The organism is Nitrospira sp. (genome assembly GCA_005116745.1).
In the GTDB taxonomy this organism is placed as follows: domain Bacteria; phylum Nitrospirota; class Nitrospiria; order Nitrospirales; family Nitrospiraceae; genus Nitrospira_D.
Genome location: SWDS01000010.1, coordinates 681747 through 697143, shown reverse-complemented (window position 1 = coordinate 697143; position 15397 = coordinate 681747). Strand labels below are relative to the sequence as shown.

Annotated in this window: 14 protein-coding genes; all 14 read left to right on the top strand. The window is 53.4% G+C overall.

Features of this window, described 5'->3' with window-relative positions; translation table 11 throughout:
• The first annotated feature begins 79 nt into the window (after nucleotides 1-79).
• Nucleotides 80-712 (top strand): hypothetical protein, encoded by a 633-nt coding sequence (locus E8D52_18035; GenBank protein ID TKB66258.1) that lies wholly within the window; start codon nucleotides 80-82, stop codon nucleotides 710-712.
• 613 nt (nucleotides 713-1325) lie between these two features.
• Entirely contained in the window at nucleotides 1326-3596 is a 2271-nt protein-coding gene (locus tag E8D52_18030) for a hypothetical protein (protein ID TKB66257.1), read from the top strand.
• Entirely contained in the window at nucleotides 3554-4099 is a 546-nt protein-coding gene (locus E8D52_18025) for a type II secretion system protein (protein TKB66256.1), read from the top strand. The genes E8D52_18030 and E8D52_18025 overlap by 43 nt, the downstream gene beginning before the upstream one ends.
• Nucleotides 4074-4475 (top strand): prepilin-type N-terminal cleavage/methylation domain-containing protein, encoded by a 402-nt coding sequence (locus E8D52_18020; protein ID TKB66255.1) that lies wholly within the window; start codon nucleotides 4074-4076, stop codon nucleotides 4473-4475. Before E8D52_18025 ends, E8D52_18020 begins: the two co-directional genes overlap by 26 nt.
• Before the next feature lie 491 nt (nucleotides 4476-4966).
• Nucleotides 4967-5317 carry a LysM peptidoglycan-binding domain-containing protein gene (locus E8D52_18015; GenBank protein TKB66397.1) on the top strand — a complete coding sequence of 117 codons (351 nt, stop codon included), beginning with the start codon at nucleotides 4967-4969 and terminating at the stop codon, nucleotides 5315-5317.
• A gap of 44 nt (nucleotides 5318-5361) precedes the next feature.
• Nucleotides 5362-6576 (top strand): type II secretion system F family protein, encoded by a 1215-nt coding sequence (locus E8D52_18010; protein ID TKB66254.1) that lies wholly within the window; start codon nucleotides 5362-5364, stop codon nucleotides 6574-6576.
• A 52-nt stretch (nucleotides 6577-6628) separates the two neighbouring features.
• The gene (locus E8D52_18005; protein TKB66253.1) at nucleotides 6629-8362 is read left to right on the top strand and encodes a pilus assembly protein PilB; all 1734 of its coding nucleotides are present in this window, start codon (nucleotides 6629-6631) and stop codon (nucleotides 8360-8362) included.
• 118 nt (nucleotides 8363-8480) lie between these two features.
• Complete coding sequence (locus tag E8D52_18000) at nucleotides 8481-9362, top strand: hypothetical protein (GenBank protein TKB66252.1); 882 nt, start codon at nucleotides 8481-8483, stop codon at nucleotides 9360-9362.
• Nucleotide 9363: 1 nt separating this feature from the next.
• Nucleotides 9364-9993 (top strand): PilN domain-containing protein, encoded by a 630-nt coding sequence (locus tag E8D52_17995; protein ID TKB66251.1) that lies wholly within the window; start codon nucleotides 9364-9366, stop codon nucleotides 9991-9993.
• A 3-nt stretch (nucleotides 9994-9996) separates the two neighbouring features.
• The gene (locus tag E8D52_17990; protein TKB66250.1) at nucleotides 9997-10569 is read left to right on the top strand and encodes a hypothetical protein; all 573 of its coding nucleotides are present in this window, start codon (nucleotides 9997-9999) and stop codon (nucleotides 10567-10569) included.
• A gap of 1 nt (nucleotide 10570) precedes the next feature.
• A complete protein-coding gene (locus E8D52_17985; GenBank protein ID TKB66249.1) occupies nucleotides 10571-11194 on the top strand; it encodes a hypothetical protein in 624 nt (207 codons plus the stop codon).
• Between the two features lie 6 nt (nucleotides 11195-11200).
• Nucleotides 11201-11821 (top strand): hypothetical protein, encoded by a 621-nt coding sequence (locus tag E8D52_17980; GenBank protein ID TKB66248.1) that lies wholly within the window; start codon nucleotides 11201-11203, stop codon nucleotides 11819-11821.
• A 208-nt stretch (nucleotides 11822-12029) separates the two neighbouring features.
• The gene (locus E8D52_17975; GenBank protein TKB66396.1) at nucleotides 12030-13280 is read left to right on the top strand and encodes a glutamate-5-semialdehyde dehydrogenase; all 1251 of its coding nucleotides are present in this window, start codon (nucleotides 12030-12032) and stop codon (nucleotides 13278-13280) included.
• A complete protein-coding gene (locus E8D52_17970; protein TKB66247.1) occupies nucleotides 13281-15071 on the top strand; it encodes a hypothetical protein in 1791 nt (596 codons plus the stop codon). It begins immediately after the preceding gene.
• Nucleotides 15072-15397: the final 326 nt, after the last annotated feature.

Sequence of the window (15397 nt, the reverse complement as noted above, 5' to 3'; positions counted from 1 at the left end):
ATGGACGGCCAGTAGCAATGTCCCCTGGCTGACCCTCAGCCCCTCGTCGGGCAGCGGCAACGGCTCGATCGCCGCCAACGTGCTTGTGGCGTCAGCTGCGGTTGGTCCGAACCAGGCCACGATTACCGTGACGAGTGGGGGCGTGACGCGAACGGCTGCGGTCACGTTGACCGTGACCCCACCGTTGCCAACCCTGACGGCTGCGCCCAGCAGTTTGACCTACACCGCCACGAAGGGCGCAGCCGACCCTGCCGCCCAGACCATTAACATCAGTGCAAATGGAGCCTGGACGGTCAGTGACAATGCGTCCTGGTTATCGCTTAGTCGGGCATCCGGCTCCAATGATGGAACTATCACGGCAAGCGTGAATACGGAGACCGCGACTTTGGGAAGTAATTCGGCCACCATCACTGTGATGGGTGGTGGCATAACCAGAACCATAAATATTGCCCTGACGCTGAACCCTCAGGCAAGTTCCTCAATCACCTTGACTTGGAATGCAAATACCGAAAAGGATTTAGCGGGATATAAAGTGTATCGAGCAACTTCCTCAGGAGCCTATGGAGCTCCCATCGCGGCGATCCCGAGTAATACGACCAGCTACACAGCTACAGGACTTCCAAAAGCGACGTATTTCTTTGTCATAACAGCCTATGATATCGCGGGGAATGAAAGCGCCTATTCAAACGAGGTCAGCACGAGTGTTTACTAATCGCACGCAAGGAATAATGAGAATATCTGCGTTCTCCGCAAGAATAGATGTTGGTTTGGGATAGGGGGTCTGACAAATGCCGGTGGCCCTTCAGGCCGCAGTATAGAACCGGTAGGATGTAAACAGTTTGTCAGCTTCGTTCCTGTGTCGTTCCGAGGCACATCATACAGACCAAGCTATACCTCGCTTCTTCACCCGAGGCGGCCTTGCCTGTCGGAGGGCACGCCTTGAGATGACAGGGCTGAGTGGGTGGGGTACCAGGTCTTCTCCTCCATCCTGCTGACCCTCTCCAAACATTTTTGAGATCCCTCAAAGATCTGCATTGTTGGCGAGTCCAAACAGTTTCTCAATCGGGTTCCCGGAGAGCATGGACCGCATTTAACTTGGAGCCTCGTTTTTCTGAGGAGACGTTGTTCTTTCATATTCTAGGCTTTTCCTTTGAGCCCGTCTTGATCCGTAGTATAAGGAAATTTGATGGCTGGCATGGACTATGCTTTCAGGCCATAGGGTAATGCCAATATATCCATAGGAAACATATATTGTGACTCGTCAGCTGAAGGTATGTCTTCATAGTCAAACAATAGAAATCATCCTGGTTCTGGGAATCCTCTGGATGTCTGGTTGCACCTTGTTTGTGTCTCCTGATGTCAAGCGGGGAGATCAGCATTTGGCTGCGGAGCGTTGGGAAGATGCGATCCTTGCCTACAGACAGGCATTAAAAGACGATCCATTCAATTCTTCCCTGCAGGGTAAGTACGGATTAGCTCGCGAGCGCGCTGCGGCGACATATGCCGAGCGGGCTCGGACGTTGCTGAAGGAGAAGCAAATCGATCTTGCCCTTGAAGAGTTTAAGCGAGCTCTGGCCATCATCCCTTCCAGCGCCGATTACCAAGCGGGTTTTATGCAAGCCACTCGCGTGAAAGAATCCCGCTCTCAGTACCGCGAGGCTGAACGGCTGGCTCAACTTGGACGAGTTGAGGAGGCGATGCGTGGTTTTGCTCGGGCTGCGGAGCTCGACCCAACATACCAAGAGGCGCTGGAGAACATCACGCGGCTTACTGATATTCAGCAAGGGTTCGCAAGAGACGAACGTTCGCAACAGCCGGTGACGCTGAAATTCAAAAACGCTGGCATTAAGGAAGTCCTAGAGGGTGTGGCGAAGGTCGGCGGATTTACGTTGGTGTTCGACAAGGACGTCCGGAACGACCCCATTTCCATTTCGATTCAGGACACGCCCTTTGAGGAAGCGCTGCACCTCATTCTCAATAGTAACAGTTTGTTTGCTCGTCAAATATCTCCGGCTGTCTTCATCGTCAGTCCCGATACCAAACAGAAGCAGGAGCAGTATCAAGATCTGATGATCAGGACGTTTTACCTTTCGACGGCGAAGGCCAAAGATATGGTGCTCTTACTCAAAAGCATGTTGGATTCCAAGCGGATGCATGCGAATGAACAACTCAATGCCATTATCATTCGCGATCAGCCGGAGAAACTGGAACTTGCCGAAAGGATTATCCAGGCCAATGATCGACAGGAACCCGAGGTCCTTTTGGAGCTTGAGGTGTTGGAAGTCAATCGGACAAAGGGGCAAACATATGGATTGAGCTATCCGAAGCAAGCCGGTGCTGGACTAATTGCTTCCGGCTTTACCGGAACCTTGGCCGCAGAGGCTGTGCAGATGACCTACCGCCAACTGACCGATCTGGGGCCGAGCAACTATCTCTTTAAACTACCGACGACTGTATTGCTGGATTTTTTAAAACAGCAATCAGATGCGAAGACGCTCGCTTCTCCCAAGGTTCGTGTGATGAATAACAAGAAAGCAGAGATTAATATCGGAGACAAACAACCGATTCTTCTCTCTACCACCAATGTCTTACCTGGGCAGGCCGCCACGGGAGCCGTACCGACTACCTCAACCGTCACGTCGATTGAGTTCCGAGATACGGGCGTCAAGCTCACTGTCGAGCCTTCAATCCGATTAGGCAATGAGTTGTCGTTGAAAATGAAGGTGGAGGTCATTCGGGTTGGAGAGCCGGTGCTCCTTCAGGCTGCTCCTAAAATTGAACAGTTTAAATTTGGCAATCGCTCGGCAGAGACCACCTTAAACATGCGAGATGGAGAAACGGTGGTCCTCGGGGGGCTGCTTCAGGAGGAGGATCGTCGAACGCGAATTACTATGCCATGGATTGGGGATTGGCCGTTGATTGGGAAACTGTTGAGCTCTTACAAAACGGAACGAGTGACGACTGAAGTCATTCTCACTATCACTCCTCGCATTGCGCAACCCGCGATTCCTCCTGGCTCCAGCAATCAACCCTTTTGGTCTGGTACTGAATTCAACTATGCGATCAGCCCGGTCTTTTCCGGCCCCTCTCGAAAAGTATCAGCATTGGTGGGAGGCGAGTACGGGAAGATGGCCACTCACGGTGGAGCTCTGGAGAAAGACGCAGGACAGACAAACATGGTCCGATCATTGGCCCAGCTGGCAACACCTGGTCCTCAGTTGGTGATAAAGCCGGAGGACGCGGTTGTTCAATCCGGTAAAGAAATACGGCTTTCTGTAGTGGATGGGCGAATCGATGCATCGGGCGAGCACTCCTTCAAGCTGGACTATGACCCCGAGATTCTGCAATTTAAACGACTTGATAATGCGGAGTTAATCGACGCGGGCGAGACGACAACGGTGGATGGTGTCGGGCAAGCAAGAGCCATCACGTTTCACTTCACTCGCTCGGCTCAGCGTCCTCCGCGAACGATGAATATCATCTTCGTGGCAAAGGCTCCAGGGGTATCGCCGATTCGCGTTGAGCTGATGGATGCTAACGGTGCGGCGCAGGTATTGCCAGAAGTAGTTGGGACAGGGGTGGTGCGAGTGCGGTGAGGGAGAATGGACTCACTCTCATTGAGATTCTCGTCACCATGGCGATCATTGCGATCTTAGCATCGGTTGCCATGCCTCTGAGCAAAATATCCACGAAGCGAGCCCAAGAGATCGAGTTGCGTCAGCATCTTCGGACGATTCGCAGTGCGATCGATGTGTTCAAGCTGGAGTGGAATCGTGATGGGGACGTCTTGCTCGGAGCAGTCTGTGTAAAGAATAGGTTGACGTGTAAGGAAGTTACCGGGCCGTACGGCTATCCGAAGTCTTTCGATGCTCTGTTAGGCGTAAAACTGACGGGACAAGAGGCGACGGTTCGAGGCACCACGGTGAGGCGTTATTTGAGGGCGATGCCGATCGACCCGTTCACGGGAAAATCTGATTGGGCTCTGCGTTGTTATAAGGATCGTCCGAAGCCGTCCAGTTGGTGTGGCGAAGATGTCTACGATGTAATGACGCAAAGCGAGGAGTCTGGGCTCGATGGGACCAAGTACCAGGATTGGTAAAGTGGGTGGCTGGAATGCGAATGGGTTTACACTGATTGAACTCATGATCGTCGTGTCCATTGTTGGGATTTTAGCCACGATCGCCGTTCCGTCCTATCAGTCATCATTGACCAAATCCAGGGAAACGGTATTGAGACAAGACCTTTTCACGCTGCGCGAGTTGTTGGATCATCACCGTGCGGATAAAGGAAAGTACCCTCCGTCCTTGGATGGTCTGGTCTCGGCTGGATATTTGCGGACTCTTCCCAAAGACCCCTTTACGAATTCGCCGAGCTCTTGGCAGCAGATCATCGAACCGACAGAGGGTGGTATCTTTGATGTGTATTCAGGGTCGGATCTGGTTGGGACAAATGGAACGCCCTATAACAAATGGTGAACAGGCTCGTGAAATTGGCTCGAAGTAGATTCTACTCTGGGCTCAAAGGGGGTCGAGTGAAGGGGACATGGAGCAGTATATCCATCGGAATCCTTCTACTTGGAATCTCGGCCTGTAGTTCGCTCGAAGACATCATCATAGAGCCGGAGATGTCGGATCTCCAGCTCACGGTGGATACTCTCAAAACCTCATTGCGAGATGCCCAGCGAATGGTTGATGAGTTGAGAGTAGAGGTCGACGCACGGGGTCAAGAATTAGCCGATGTGCAGATCGCCCGGGCTCAGCTTGAAGGCCGTATTCAAGAGGCGGAGCGTCGATTGACGGAAGCTCGCCATGTGATCGACCTTCAGCGGGAAGAACTGGCTAGCTCACGCTCTGAACGGGAACAGGTAGGGCAGACCAGAGCCGCGCTACAGAATCAATTGAAGCTGCTTCAAAGGCAACTCTCGAAAGTTGAGAAACAAGTGAAGGGAGAAGTCTCTCCTGCAGCAATGGTTTCTCCAAGAGACGCGCAACCGGAGCCCGCGACGACCGTCCATCAACAGGCTGACCTACGGGCTATTCAGGATGGTGGCATCCAGGTTGTCTCAGGTGCTGCGATCCAGGTGTCGGGGGCCTCTTCAGTCGGTGAAGTACCGATGGTTTCTCAGTCATCAGTGCCCCTTCCTTCACACGTGGTCGTCAAGTATGGGGACACGTTATGGCGTATCGCACGCCGATATCACACGTCTGTCAGCCGTCTCATGACTCTCAACGCGCTCTCTGGTGACCGCATTCAAGCAGGCCAGACCCTGTGCTTGACAGAGCCGTCTGCTGATGAGCCCGAGTACGAACGAATGTAATGGCACACGATGGGCTAATTGGCAAGTCGTGAAGGTCTCTATCTATGGCAGTATTTGCGTATCGAGTCGCGCGGCCTGATGGGTCCACCATGCACGGGCATGTAGAAGGAGAGAATGAATCATTGGTTCGTGCCAAACTCGAGTCGCAAGGATTACTGGTTTTTAATCTTCACTCTCAAGGAGCCGCATCAGTCAAGACGGAGCCGTCATGGTCATGGGGAAAGCTTCCGCTGGAGCAGTTCTTAGTTTTCAATCAAGAGTTGATGGCTCTAGTCAAGTCCGGACTGCCCATTTTACGCATCTGGGATCTGCTCATCGAACGAGCCGGCCATGCTGGATTTCAACGGACTCTACGTGGTGTGCGAGATGACATTCGAGGTGGAGCCTCTTCCTCGGAAGCCTTGGCTAAACACCCCCGTTATTTTCCTGAACTCTATGTCGCCACGGTGAAAGCCGGAGAACAATCGGGTAATCTTCCAGAAGTACTACAGCGGTACGTTGCGTATCTGAAGCTGATGGTTGGACTTCGTCAGAAAGTACAAAAAGCAATCTCCTATCCTATTGTTCTCATCGGTATCGGTCTCGCTGTGGTTGGTTTTCTATTGACCTATGTCATGCCGACTTTTGTGTCGGTCTATGGAGAGTCAGCGAAGACCTTGCCCTGGTCAACTCAGGTGTTGCTCGATGTCGTCACACATGCTGAATCACGGTTATTGCCCGCAGCCGCCGTTCTAATCGGTCTCATGCTTGGAGTGCATACCTACTATGCCACTTCAGCTGGGCAACTGGCAATCGATCGTCTTGTGCTGAAACTCCCGCTCGTGGGTCAGATCGCGGTCAAACACAATACTGTGCAACTGGCGCGAACGCTCGGAACTATTCTTGCGGGAGGAACCCCGCTTGTTGATGCATTGAAAGGTGCACGAGGAGCTGTCTCGAATAAGTGGATTTCACAAGCAATGATTGGGGCCGTCAATGAAATTCGTGAGGGGGCGACATTGGCTGATGCATTGGATCGTCCCAGGGTACTCCCGAAACTGGCGATCGAAATGTTATCGGTCGGGGAGGAAACGGGGTCTCTTGATTCGATGCTACGAGACGTTGCGGAGTTTTATGAGGCTGACCTCGATACGAGGTTGACGCAACTTACCACGTGGATCGAGCCGGCTCTGTTGCTTGTGATGGGAGTACTAGTCGGCGGGATCGTCATTGTGATGTATCTGCCGGTGTTTCAAATGGCTGGGACCGTTGGCGGCTAGAGTAGGAGAGACGTGGGATCTCAGGCTAATAGGCATACCCGGATGAGACAGGTTGCGTATGTTGCGTAGCCTTACGAGAACATCTCTTGCCGAGATCTTGGTCGACCAGGGAATGCTCACCAAACGCACGGTCGAGGATGTCCTATGCCGATGTAACGGTGTGCCTGCCACCTTAGGGCAAATGCTGATCAGTGAAGGACTTCTCTCGGAGGATCAATTAGCTCAAGCCCTAGCTGTTCGATACAGTCTTCCCTATGATCCGCTGAAAGAGTTTCAAGTCGATTCCCGCTACTACGAGACGATTTCCGTCAAGCTGATGCAGCGATTTCCATTTATCCCGATTGCCGAACGAGACGGCGTGCTGACCATTGCCATCGCCGATCCTAACAATGTGCTGGGACTCGACGAATTGGAGCTCTTGATCGGAAAGCCACTTGAGCTGATCGTCAGTACCAAGAGCGCGATTCTTTCCGCGCTGGACCGTAGTGCTGGCTCGCGTCAAGCTCTCCGTGAGCTGGAAGCGGAGTACCGGTCAGTGCAGGTCAAAGAAGATGATCGAGATGGGGAGATTCTGACTCTCGATCATGCGGGGGAAGAGCAGAGTCCAGCCGTGAAGCTGCTGGACTCCATCCTCCTGAGCGCGATGCAACGCCGAGCCAGTGACATCCACATCGAAGCCGCAGATCGGGCGACCCAGGTCAAACTTCGTGTCGATGGCATCCTGATTCCGGCCATGGAGCCACTAGATAGTCGATTGCATGCCCCCTTAGTGTCCCGTTTGAAAGTCATGTCGGAGCTTGATATTGCCGAGCGTCGAGTGCCTCAGGATGGAAGCTTCCGTATGAGGCTGGATAGAAAGACCGTGGATTTTCGGGTGTCCATTCTGCCGAGCGTCTTTGGTGAGTCGGTCGTGATCAGAATATTAGACCGGGACTCGATTGCCACTGGAGTGTCAGACTTGAAGCTCGAACGGATCGGGTTTAATCCGGAAGATCTCAAACGATTCCGGAAAGCGATTATTCGTCCCTATGGCATGGTGTTGGTCACGGGGCCAACAGGAAGTGGAAAGACGACAACGCTGTATGCCGCGATATCGGAGATGAACACGCTCGAAGACAAGCTGATTACGATCGAAGATCCCGTTGAATATCAATTCTCGGGAGTAGTGCAGATTCCCGTCAATGAAAAGAAAGGTGTCACGTTTGCGCGCGGCCTTCGGTCCATACTCCGGCATGATCCGGACAAGATCATGGTCGGTGAGATTCGAGATGCCGAGACGGCGCAGATCGCGATCCAATCCGCCCTGACCGGCCATCTCGTGCTGACGACGGTGCATGCGAACAATGTGTTCGATGTCATCGGGCGGTTCGCGTCGATGGGGATCGACGCCTATAATTTTCTGGCTGCTCTCAACTGCGTATTGGCGCAACGGCTTGTCCGAATCCTGTGTCCATCATGTCGGACTCTCGTCCAAGCACAGCAGGCCCTTATTGAGGAATCAGGATTGGACTATGAGCAGTACAAGGAGACGCCATTTTACGAAGGTAAGGGGTGCTCGGAATGTCATGGAACTGGGTATCGAGGAAGAAAATGCATCACGGAGTTTCTCGATCTGACGGATGAAATCAAAGAAATGATTCATGCCGAGCGGCCACTGTCAGAAATCCGGTATCGGGCTGTGACTGGTGGAATGATTACGCTGCGACAGTCGGCGTTGAGAAAAGTGTTGAATGGTGAGACGTCGTTGCGAGAGATCAATCGCGTGACATTCAGTGAGGAAGGGTAATGTGATGTGGGAATGGGCTAGTAGTCGACCTCAGCGGTGCTTGAAGTTCGGAGCCGATTCGATCGCGTGGGCTGAAACCAAGCGAAACTGGCGTGGACAACGTCAACACAAGTGCATCATGTCTCCGCTGTCCGAAGGCATGATCAAGCCCTCTCCGACTGAGGAGAATGTAGCTGATCCTTTAGCATTGGCCAATCGTATTCGTGCCCTGATCAATCCAGATTCGGTTCACCAGTCCCTCGGGAGGACAATGCTTTCTGATCTTCCTCAACGGATTGCCGTGTTGCTGCCTGACACGGCGGTCAGAACGACAGTTTTGCACCTTGAGCAGCTCCCCATCAGGTGCGAGGAACGCGAGGCGCTGATCCGCTGGCGGCTTGGCAAAGAACAGCTGTTCCCGTTGAGCGGGGCGAAGGTGTTGTCCCAAGTCTTTTATGATCGATCGCAAGGGAAAGGACCAGCCCATACTGTGCTGACGGTGGCGGTCCAGGAATCGGTGCTGAAGCAGTACGAGTCCCTGTGTGAATCTGTCGGGTTGATTCCCCAAGAGGTAGGGGTCACGAGCCTACAGATCTTTGATCTATGGAGAAGGGTATCGAGTGGCTCTCATTGGCGAAGCCGAAACTGTCTGTGGGTCAATGTATCGGACCGAGCCCTGACGACCATGATTTATCAGCAAGGGCGGTTGTTGTCTTACCGATGCAAGCTTTTGGGGGCTGAGGTGACTGAAGCGTCGAGGAAGACCGATATGCTGAACAAGACGCTTGAGGAATGCTGTGTCTCGTTGGAGATCTGTCAACAACAACATCCTTCAGCGGTTGTTAAGGAAGCTGTGATTTGTGCGGATGGGGACATTGCGGCCTTTCGGAAATTCATCGAGACCGAGCTCCACCTGTCCGTTGAACAGCTAGGTTGGGAATCGGTCGAGGCTCTTGGTCGAATGGCCACAGGGAGCGACCGAGGGATGACATCGTTGGCCGCAGTGGCTGGGGTGCTCTAGCATGGCAATTACGAGTTCCGTCGTCGCGAGGTTTTTCGAACCGCTCAAGTTAAGGCTATTGCACTGCGGCGCCGAGGGTCAGTTCCAGATAAACCTGAGCCGCCGTTATCGGCCAGCGGTCGTTCCGCTTCGATGGCTCCTGATCTGCAGCTGCGTCCTGCTTGTGATCGGGATCTGTTGGGACCTTGGGCATGTGATCCTCACGCATCAAGAATCGTTAACCATCCAGGCAGAACTGGATCGAGTGCGGCAACAGGACCTCGACTTCATGGCAGAGGCCCGGCGTGAAGGTATTGATCTGTCTGCAGAGGCGTTAAGGAGACTGCCTTCTGAAGTCGAGTTGGCGAACCAGCTGCTTGAAAAAAGAACGTTTTCGTGGACCAAGTTTCTGACTGAATTAGAGCAAACGATCCCGCCACGCCTTGCGCTCAGCAGCGTTCGTCTTGATCAAGCAGGCACGGCGGTTCAACTCACGGGAACTGCTGCGGCTCTCGAGGATATCACTGCCTTTACTGTCGGACTTCAAAATCACGCGATATTTAAAGACCCGATCTTGGCGCAGCATCATGTCGGGCAGAACGGGTTGGTGGAGTTCGATGTCACGGTACAATACCGGCGCGAAGGAACTTGAGTGATGAAAGATCGACTGCTCTTTCTCTGGCAGCATCCCTTTGCACCCTTGTTCTCCTGGATGGGAGTCACGCTGGGTCTTCTTTTTATGTTGTTCCTCGTCCATGACTTCGGTGTGGCAAGTGCTCAAGCGAGCCGAGATCGCTTGGAGAAGGAATGGGCTGCAACCCGACAAGCATTGATGTATCACCGAGAAGCAAGAAAGGCCAAACAAGACTTGAGCCGAGTCTGGGCGGTGCTTCCCGCCGAACGCGACTTTACTCCGCTCGCGTTGGGGATTTCAGATGAAGCGAAGCGTGACCGAGTCACCTTGCCGGGGTTGTCCTATAAGACGGAGCCCACTCACATTGCGAATACGAGCAAGGGGTTATTACAGGGGCCAATGACTGGGCGATACGAGGATCTTCGCCGATTCATCTACGGTCTTGAGACGGCGGAAGAGTTGGTGTTTATCGAGGATCTTGAGCTAGCTCGGTCCGGAGGCTTACAGGACGAATCATTGACATTCAATATTAAGATTGCAACGTACCTTCGCGGCGAGACCGAGGCGTCTAGTTCGTCGGGACCAGCGCACTAACATGGATGCGAAAAAGAAGACGATTCTTGCTACTTCGCTTCTCCTTCTGTGGGCAGGACTGACAGTATGGCAATGGCGCCTACTGCAGGAGCCGGTCCGCGTTCCGCTCACGAATATCGCGGGTCACCCCTCCGTAGGGCAACGTGCGGGAACAGGGGGAACAGGCTTGCACGTAAACCTCCATCTATTTTCATCAACGAGTCTTCAACGTCAGGCGACTTTCACCGTGCCTCGTAATATGTTTTCCATGCCCCGTCCCGATGGCACGTTTGTCACCGGGAATGACCAAACTTCCGTAAATCAGCCTGGTTTGTATTCAGCCGAGACCTCGACAGAACAAGAAGAGAAGTTGGAATTAGAACAGTATCGATACCTGGGCTTTCTTCGTGTGGGTAAGGGGCGTCGTGAAAATAAGGATATTGCCGTACTCAAGAAAGACGATGAGGTGCTGATGCTGAAGGTCGGGGATCGTGTCGACGACCACCTGATTCTTAAGGCGATCAACTCTGAAAGTGTGACAATCCGAGATACCGGTACCCATGTGGATCAAACGGTATCGCTGTCGGATAAATTGTCGGGACAATCAATGGACCAGGAGAGGGAGCAATCAACGGACCAGGAGTGATGGTACATGAGGTGGCGTTTGGCATCGTTGAGGCGGCAAGAAACAGGGTTCTCGTACCTCATGGTCATGATTGCGATTACTCTTATGGGACTTGCCATGACGGTGGCCGCTCGGCAGTGGAAGACGATGGTGCAACGAGAGCTCGAGACGGATTTGCTGGCCAAGGGAATAGAAATTCAATCGGCTCTCGCGCTGTATTCGGCCACTAGAAAGGCAGGAAGAGTTTTACCTGGTGAAGTGTACCCGCAAACGCTCGCCGAACTTACGAGGCCACCCAAACCCTTTCTCAGGAAGGTGTATCTTGATCCTGTGGGACGTGGTGAGTGGGAATTACTGAGGGCTCCCGCGGGAGGCATCATGGGAGTCCGAAGCAAGAGTCGGCAGAAACCGATCAAACAGGCTAATTTCCCGCTCGCAGTGCGCCACTTTGAGGGAAAGCCGACCCATTACGATTGGGTATTTCAATATCCGAATCCATCTATGGTGGCGGTGGCTGGGCCTGTCGCTAGGCCGTCTACGGCTCCGGCACAGCGAGCCATCCGTGAACAGCCGATCTTTCCAGCGGAACCGAGTTCACAAGATGAATCGAGGGGCCCGGAAGAGGTGGATGTTCAGGCAACGCAATAAGCATGATTGGCGTGCCTCTCTCGGTTCTCCAGACCTTGCCACTGATAAGGATCCCACGCACCACGCATGATGGAGACTCTTGACCCGTCTCTTACCCACACGGTATTGTCAGTGGTCATTCCGAGTGGTTGGATCATTGGTGTGAAGCGTGGAAGCCGTAGACAAAATCGACTCAGATCAGAACATCGAAGAGTCCAAGCCGTTGCCTATGTTGGAGTATGTCTTGGCGCTGGTCTCCAAGGCCAAACAGGCATCGAGGAGATTGGCGTCTCTACCGACCGCGACCAAGGATCAAGCACTCCTTGCTATGGCGGAGGCGCTCGAGGCTCAGTCGAGCGAAATCCTCGCAGCGAATGAGCAAGATTTGAAGGCGTTTGGAATGACGCCCGAAAAGAAGGCGATGGCAGATCGCTTGAGATTGACCGAGAAGCGGATCGGGGAGATGGCCGCAGGCATTCGTGAAGTGGCGAAGTTGCCCGATCCTGTAGGAATGATGTCCGGTATGTGGACGAGACCCAACGGGATGCAGGTTGGGCGGGTACGTGTGCCCATCGGAGTGGTCGGGATCATTTATGAGTCGCGCCCTAATGTCACGGCAGATTCGGCTGCCCTCTGTCTTAAATCGGGCAACGTTTGTGTATTGCGAGGTGGTAGTGAGGCCATTCGGTCCAATACGGCGATTGCCACCATCTTGTCTGAATCGGCGAGAAAGGCCGGTGTTCCAGCCGGGGCGATCACATTCGTCGATCGTGCAGATCGTGAGGTGGTTCCGGTGTTGCTCAAGCAGGATCGGTTCATCGACGTAATCATTCCGCGTGGCGGCGAATCGTTGATGAAACTCATTTCGGAACATTCGACGATTCCGGTCGTGAAGCATGATGCAGGTGTGTGCCATATCTATGTCGATGCCGAAGCGGATTTGGCGATGGCGGAGGCCATTTGCGTCAATGCCAAAGCGCAGCGGCCATCCACGTGCAACGCTATGGAAGCCCTGCTGGTTCACCAGTCGGTCGCGCGGATTCTGTTGCCCAAGCTTGCCCGAAGCCTCGGCGCGGCCAATGTCGAGATTCGCGGCTGTCCGAAGACCTGCCAGTTGATTCTTGAGGCCAAGCCTGCAAGCGAACAGGATTACGGCAAAGAGTTTCTTGACCTGATTCTTGCCGTGAAAATCGTGAAGAATATAGATGAGGCGATGGAACACATCGCACAGTATGGGTCGCGGCACACGGAAGCGATCGTGACATCGGACTACGGACACGCGATGCGGTTTCTTAAAGAAGTCGATGCCAGTGCCGTTCTGGTCAATGCCTCCACCCGGCTCAACGACGGGTACCAGTTCGGTCTGGGAGCTGAAATTGGCATCAGTACCTCGCGCATTCATGCGCGGGGTCCCATGGGGTTGGAAGAGTTAACCTGCGCTAAATTCATTGTCTTGGGGGGCGGCCAACTCCGCGAGTGAATGTCCTCGGACGCCATTGCATTTGCGCTGAACACGCCAGGCCATCTTCGGTTTCCTTCCACACGTACACTGGCTGAGTCCTTCGACAAGGTCCGTGGACACGTTCAAACTCTTCCAAACGGACACCTTGTTTTTTATCGGCCTGATGGACGACGTTTCCTCGAAACAGATCAGGTAGGCCATCCCTTGCATGAGTGCGAATGGGAGTCGAGCGGTATCGGAAGGGTCTTGTTGCGACGAGCGCGAGTTCGACTGGATTGGGGACGATGGGTTGGGATTAAGCCTTGTGGGCTGGTGAATGAAAGCAAGCTGAATCTCGCCTCAAGGTCCAATTGGCAACGGATCACACCGGATGATCTTCGCGCCCTGGCTGCAGGAGCGTTACGAGTCCCAACCGAGGAAGTGCGATGGTTTTATCGCGATGAGGATCTTGCGATCGATCCCACAGGCATGGCGACCATTCGACAGCGAAAAGATGCTCTGTACGTTTTGGATGGTGGGGGATTTGAAACGGTACGCTTCATGGCCTGTATGGGAGCCATGCATTGGGAGCAGATTGACTTTCTCCCGGTGGTCGAACTGTTCAAATCGTTGTTGCCGGGGACGGGCTCTGCCGTGTTCGAGCTGATTCGTGGGTTATATGACGATCAGAACAAGGGACACTCTGTTCCGAGGGCCTTACGGTATCGTGGTATTCCAACCTATCCATCCGAGGCAGCATTTCGCTTGTTCAGCACATTTTTTACGCCTCGGCCGATAGGTGCTGAGGATCCGTTTACAGCGTTCATGAATCCTGCAACGTCTCATCGTGTTGAATGGCTGCCAGCCCAGCATCCTCCCGTTCGGTATCTTGAGGGAAGCCAGGGGCTGTGTGTAACTGTGAAAACCGGGATTGTTCAAAAGGCCACCTTTGATGAAGATCCGGTGGGTCTTCCCTATGTCAGTTCGATCGGGCGCCGAGTGCTCCCGCTGGATCGCTGCCTCCGTGTCGAAGGGCGTTCGTTGATTCTGAAAGATCGTGAAACGGAGTTAACCTTTCCATTGGATCCTGATCTCCCAGTCAAGACATCGCCGCCCAGCGAATGTCCGGTCAGTTCGGTCGATTGGCGTACGGTATTCGCGCAAGGAGTTCTGAAGATTTCCCCTGCCGAAGCCTTTGAGGCGGTGCCCCTATTTCCAGAAGACGACCAGGAGATCGGCGAACTCGCTGCCCAATCCTTCGTGGCAGACTATCTCGACGATCTTGGCGAGCAGGATCGCGAGATTGGAAGGTTGCGATCGCGGGCAGAACGTGTGCTCATTGCCAATGGGGATGCGGTCATTGCCACGTGCGTTCTCTTTGACCGGCCACGTGACTATACCGTGCATGTTCGCTCCGTTGCCTATGCGCAGCGTCAGGCCCAGCAGCTCTGGACCCAGTGCGCCGAAGTGCACCGATGGGATTGGCTGCAACGAATTCGAATGGAAGCCGCTGATACGTGTGAAGCGTCTCCGGAAAGCCACGAACTGTATGACCTGATTTATCAGTGGTTGCCATATGACTCGTTTGATTCGTCCATAACCATGAAGACGATTATGACGAGACTGGGTCACATGTTACGGCGAGGTGGTGAGGCCTTTGTTGTCGGCCCGGTTTACCTAGGGGAGCTGCTGACGCAGGAACCGGCACGGTTGCTGGTGCATTGGGAGGAATCAGTTGCATCACTTCCAACGTTTCTTACGCATAAGACGATCCTGCCCAAGGCCAGAGTGAAAACAGGGCTTACGTTATTCCATGTCAGGCGGCTCTAGCCCTGTATAAAGGAGGAGTCTTTTGTTGAGCTGGTGCTTCCTGGTTTAAGAACTGGTTTGTCTCTGACGAGTTCTGTAGAATTTCCGATCTGGTGTCTGTACGTCACACCCTTCATGTCAATGTCCTGGTCGGAGTGAATCCGAGGAAATTAATCGAGGAGGAAGATTATGCCAAGCGTGTTGGATCGAGTCATCGAGAAAGAATTGAGAAGAGAATTGAAAGATGCGTTAATCAGGTTTGAAAAACAATTGCGACAAGGTGGTGTCACGGAAGAAAACGTCAAGAATAGAATGCGCGGGGCAAAGCAGTTTGTCGCCTTCCTGTA

Bases quoted from the DNA above. Each gene is read 5' to 3' on its own strand.
- E8D52_18015 (TKB66397.1), top strand. From the start codon at position 4,967: ATGGTTTCTCCAAGAGACGCGCAACCGGAGCCCGCGACGACCGTCCAT.
- E8D52_17985 (TKB66249.1), top strand. From the start codon at position 10,571: ATGGATGCGAAAAAGAAGACGATTCTTGCTACTTCGCTTCTCCTTCTG.
- E8D52_17990 (TKB66250.1), top strand. From the start codon at position 9,997: ATGAAAGATCGACTGCTCTTTCTCTGGCAGCATCCCTTTGCACCCTTG.
- E8D52_17980 (TKB66248.1), top strand. From the start codon at position 11,201: ATGAGGTGGCGTTTGGCATCGTTGAGGCGGCAAGAAACAGGGTTCTCG.
- E8D52_18030 (TKB66257.1), top strand. From the start codon at position 1,326: ATGTCTGGTTGCACCTTGTTTGTGTCTCCTGATGTCAAGCGGGGAGAT.
- E8D52_18010 (TKB66254.1), top strand. From the start codon at position 5,362: ATGGCAGTATTTGCGTATCGAGTCGCGCGGCCTGATGGGTCCACCATG.
- E8D52_17995 (TKB66251.1), top strand. From the start codon at position 9,364: ATGGCAATTACGAGTTCCGTCGTCGCGAGGTTTTTCGAACCGCTCAAG.
- E8D52_18000 (TKB66252.1), top strand. From the start codon at position 8,481: ATGTCTCCGCTGTCCGAAGGCATGATCAAGCCCTCTCCGACTGAGGAG.
- E8D52_17975 (TKB66396.1), top strand. From the start codon at position 12,030: ATGTTGGAGTATGTCTTGGCGCTGGTCTCCAAGGCCAAACAGGCATCG.
- E8D52_18020 (TKB66255.1), top strand. From the start codon at position 4,074: ATGGGACCAAGTACCAGGATTGGTAAAGTGGGTGGCTGGAATGCGAAT.
- E8D52_17970 (TKB66247.1), top strand. From the start codon at position 13,281: ATGTCCTCGGACGCCATTGCATTTGCGCTGAACACGCCAGGCCATCTT.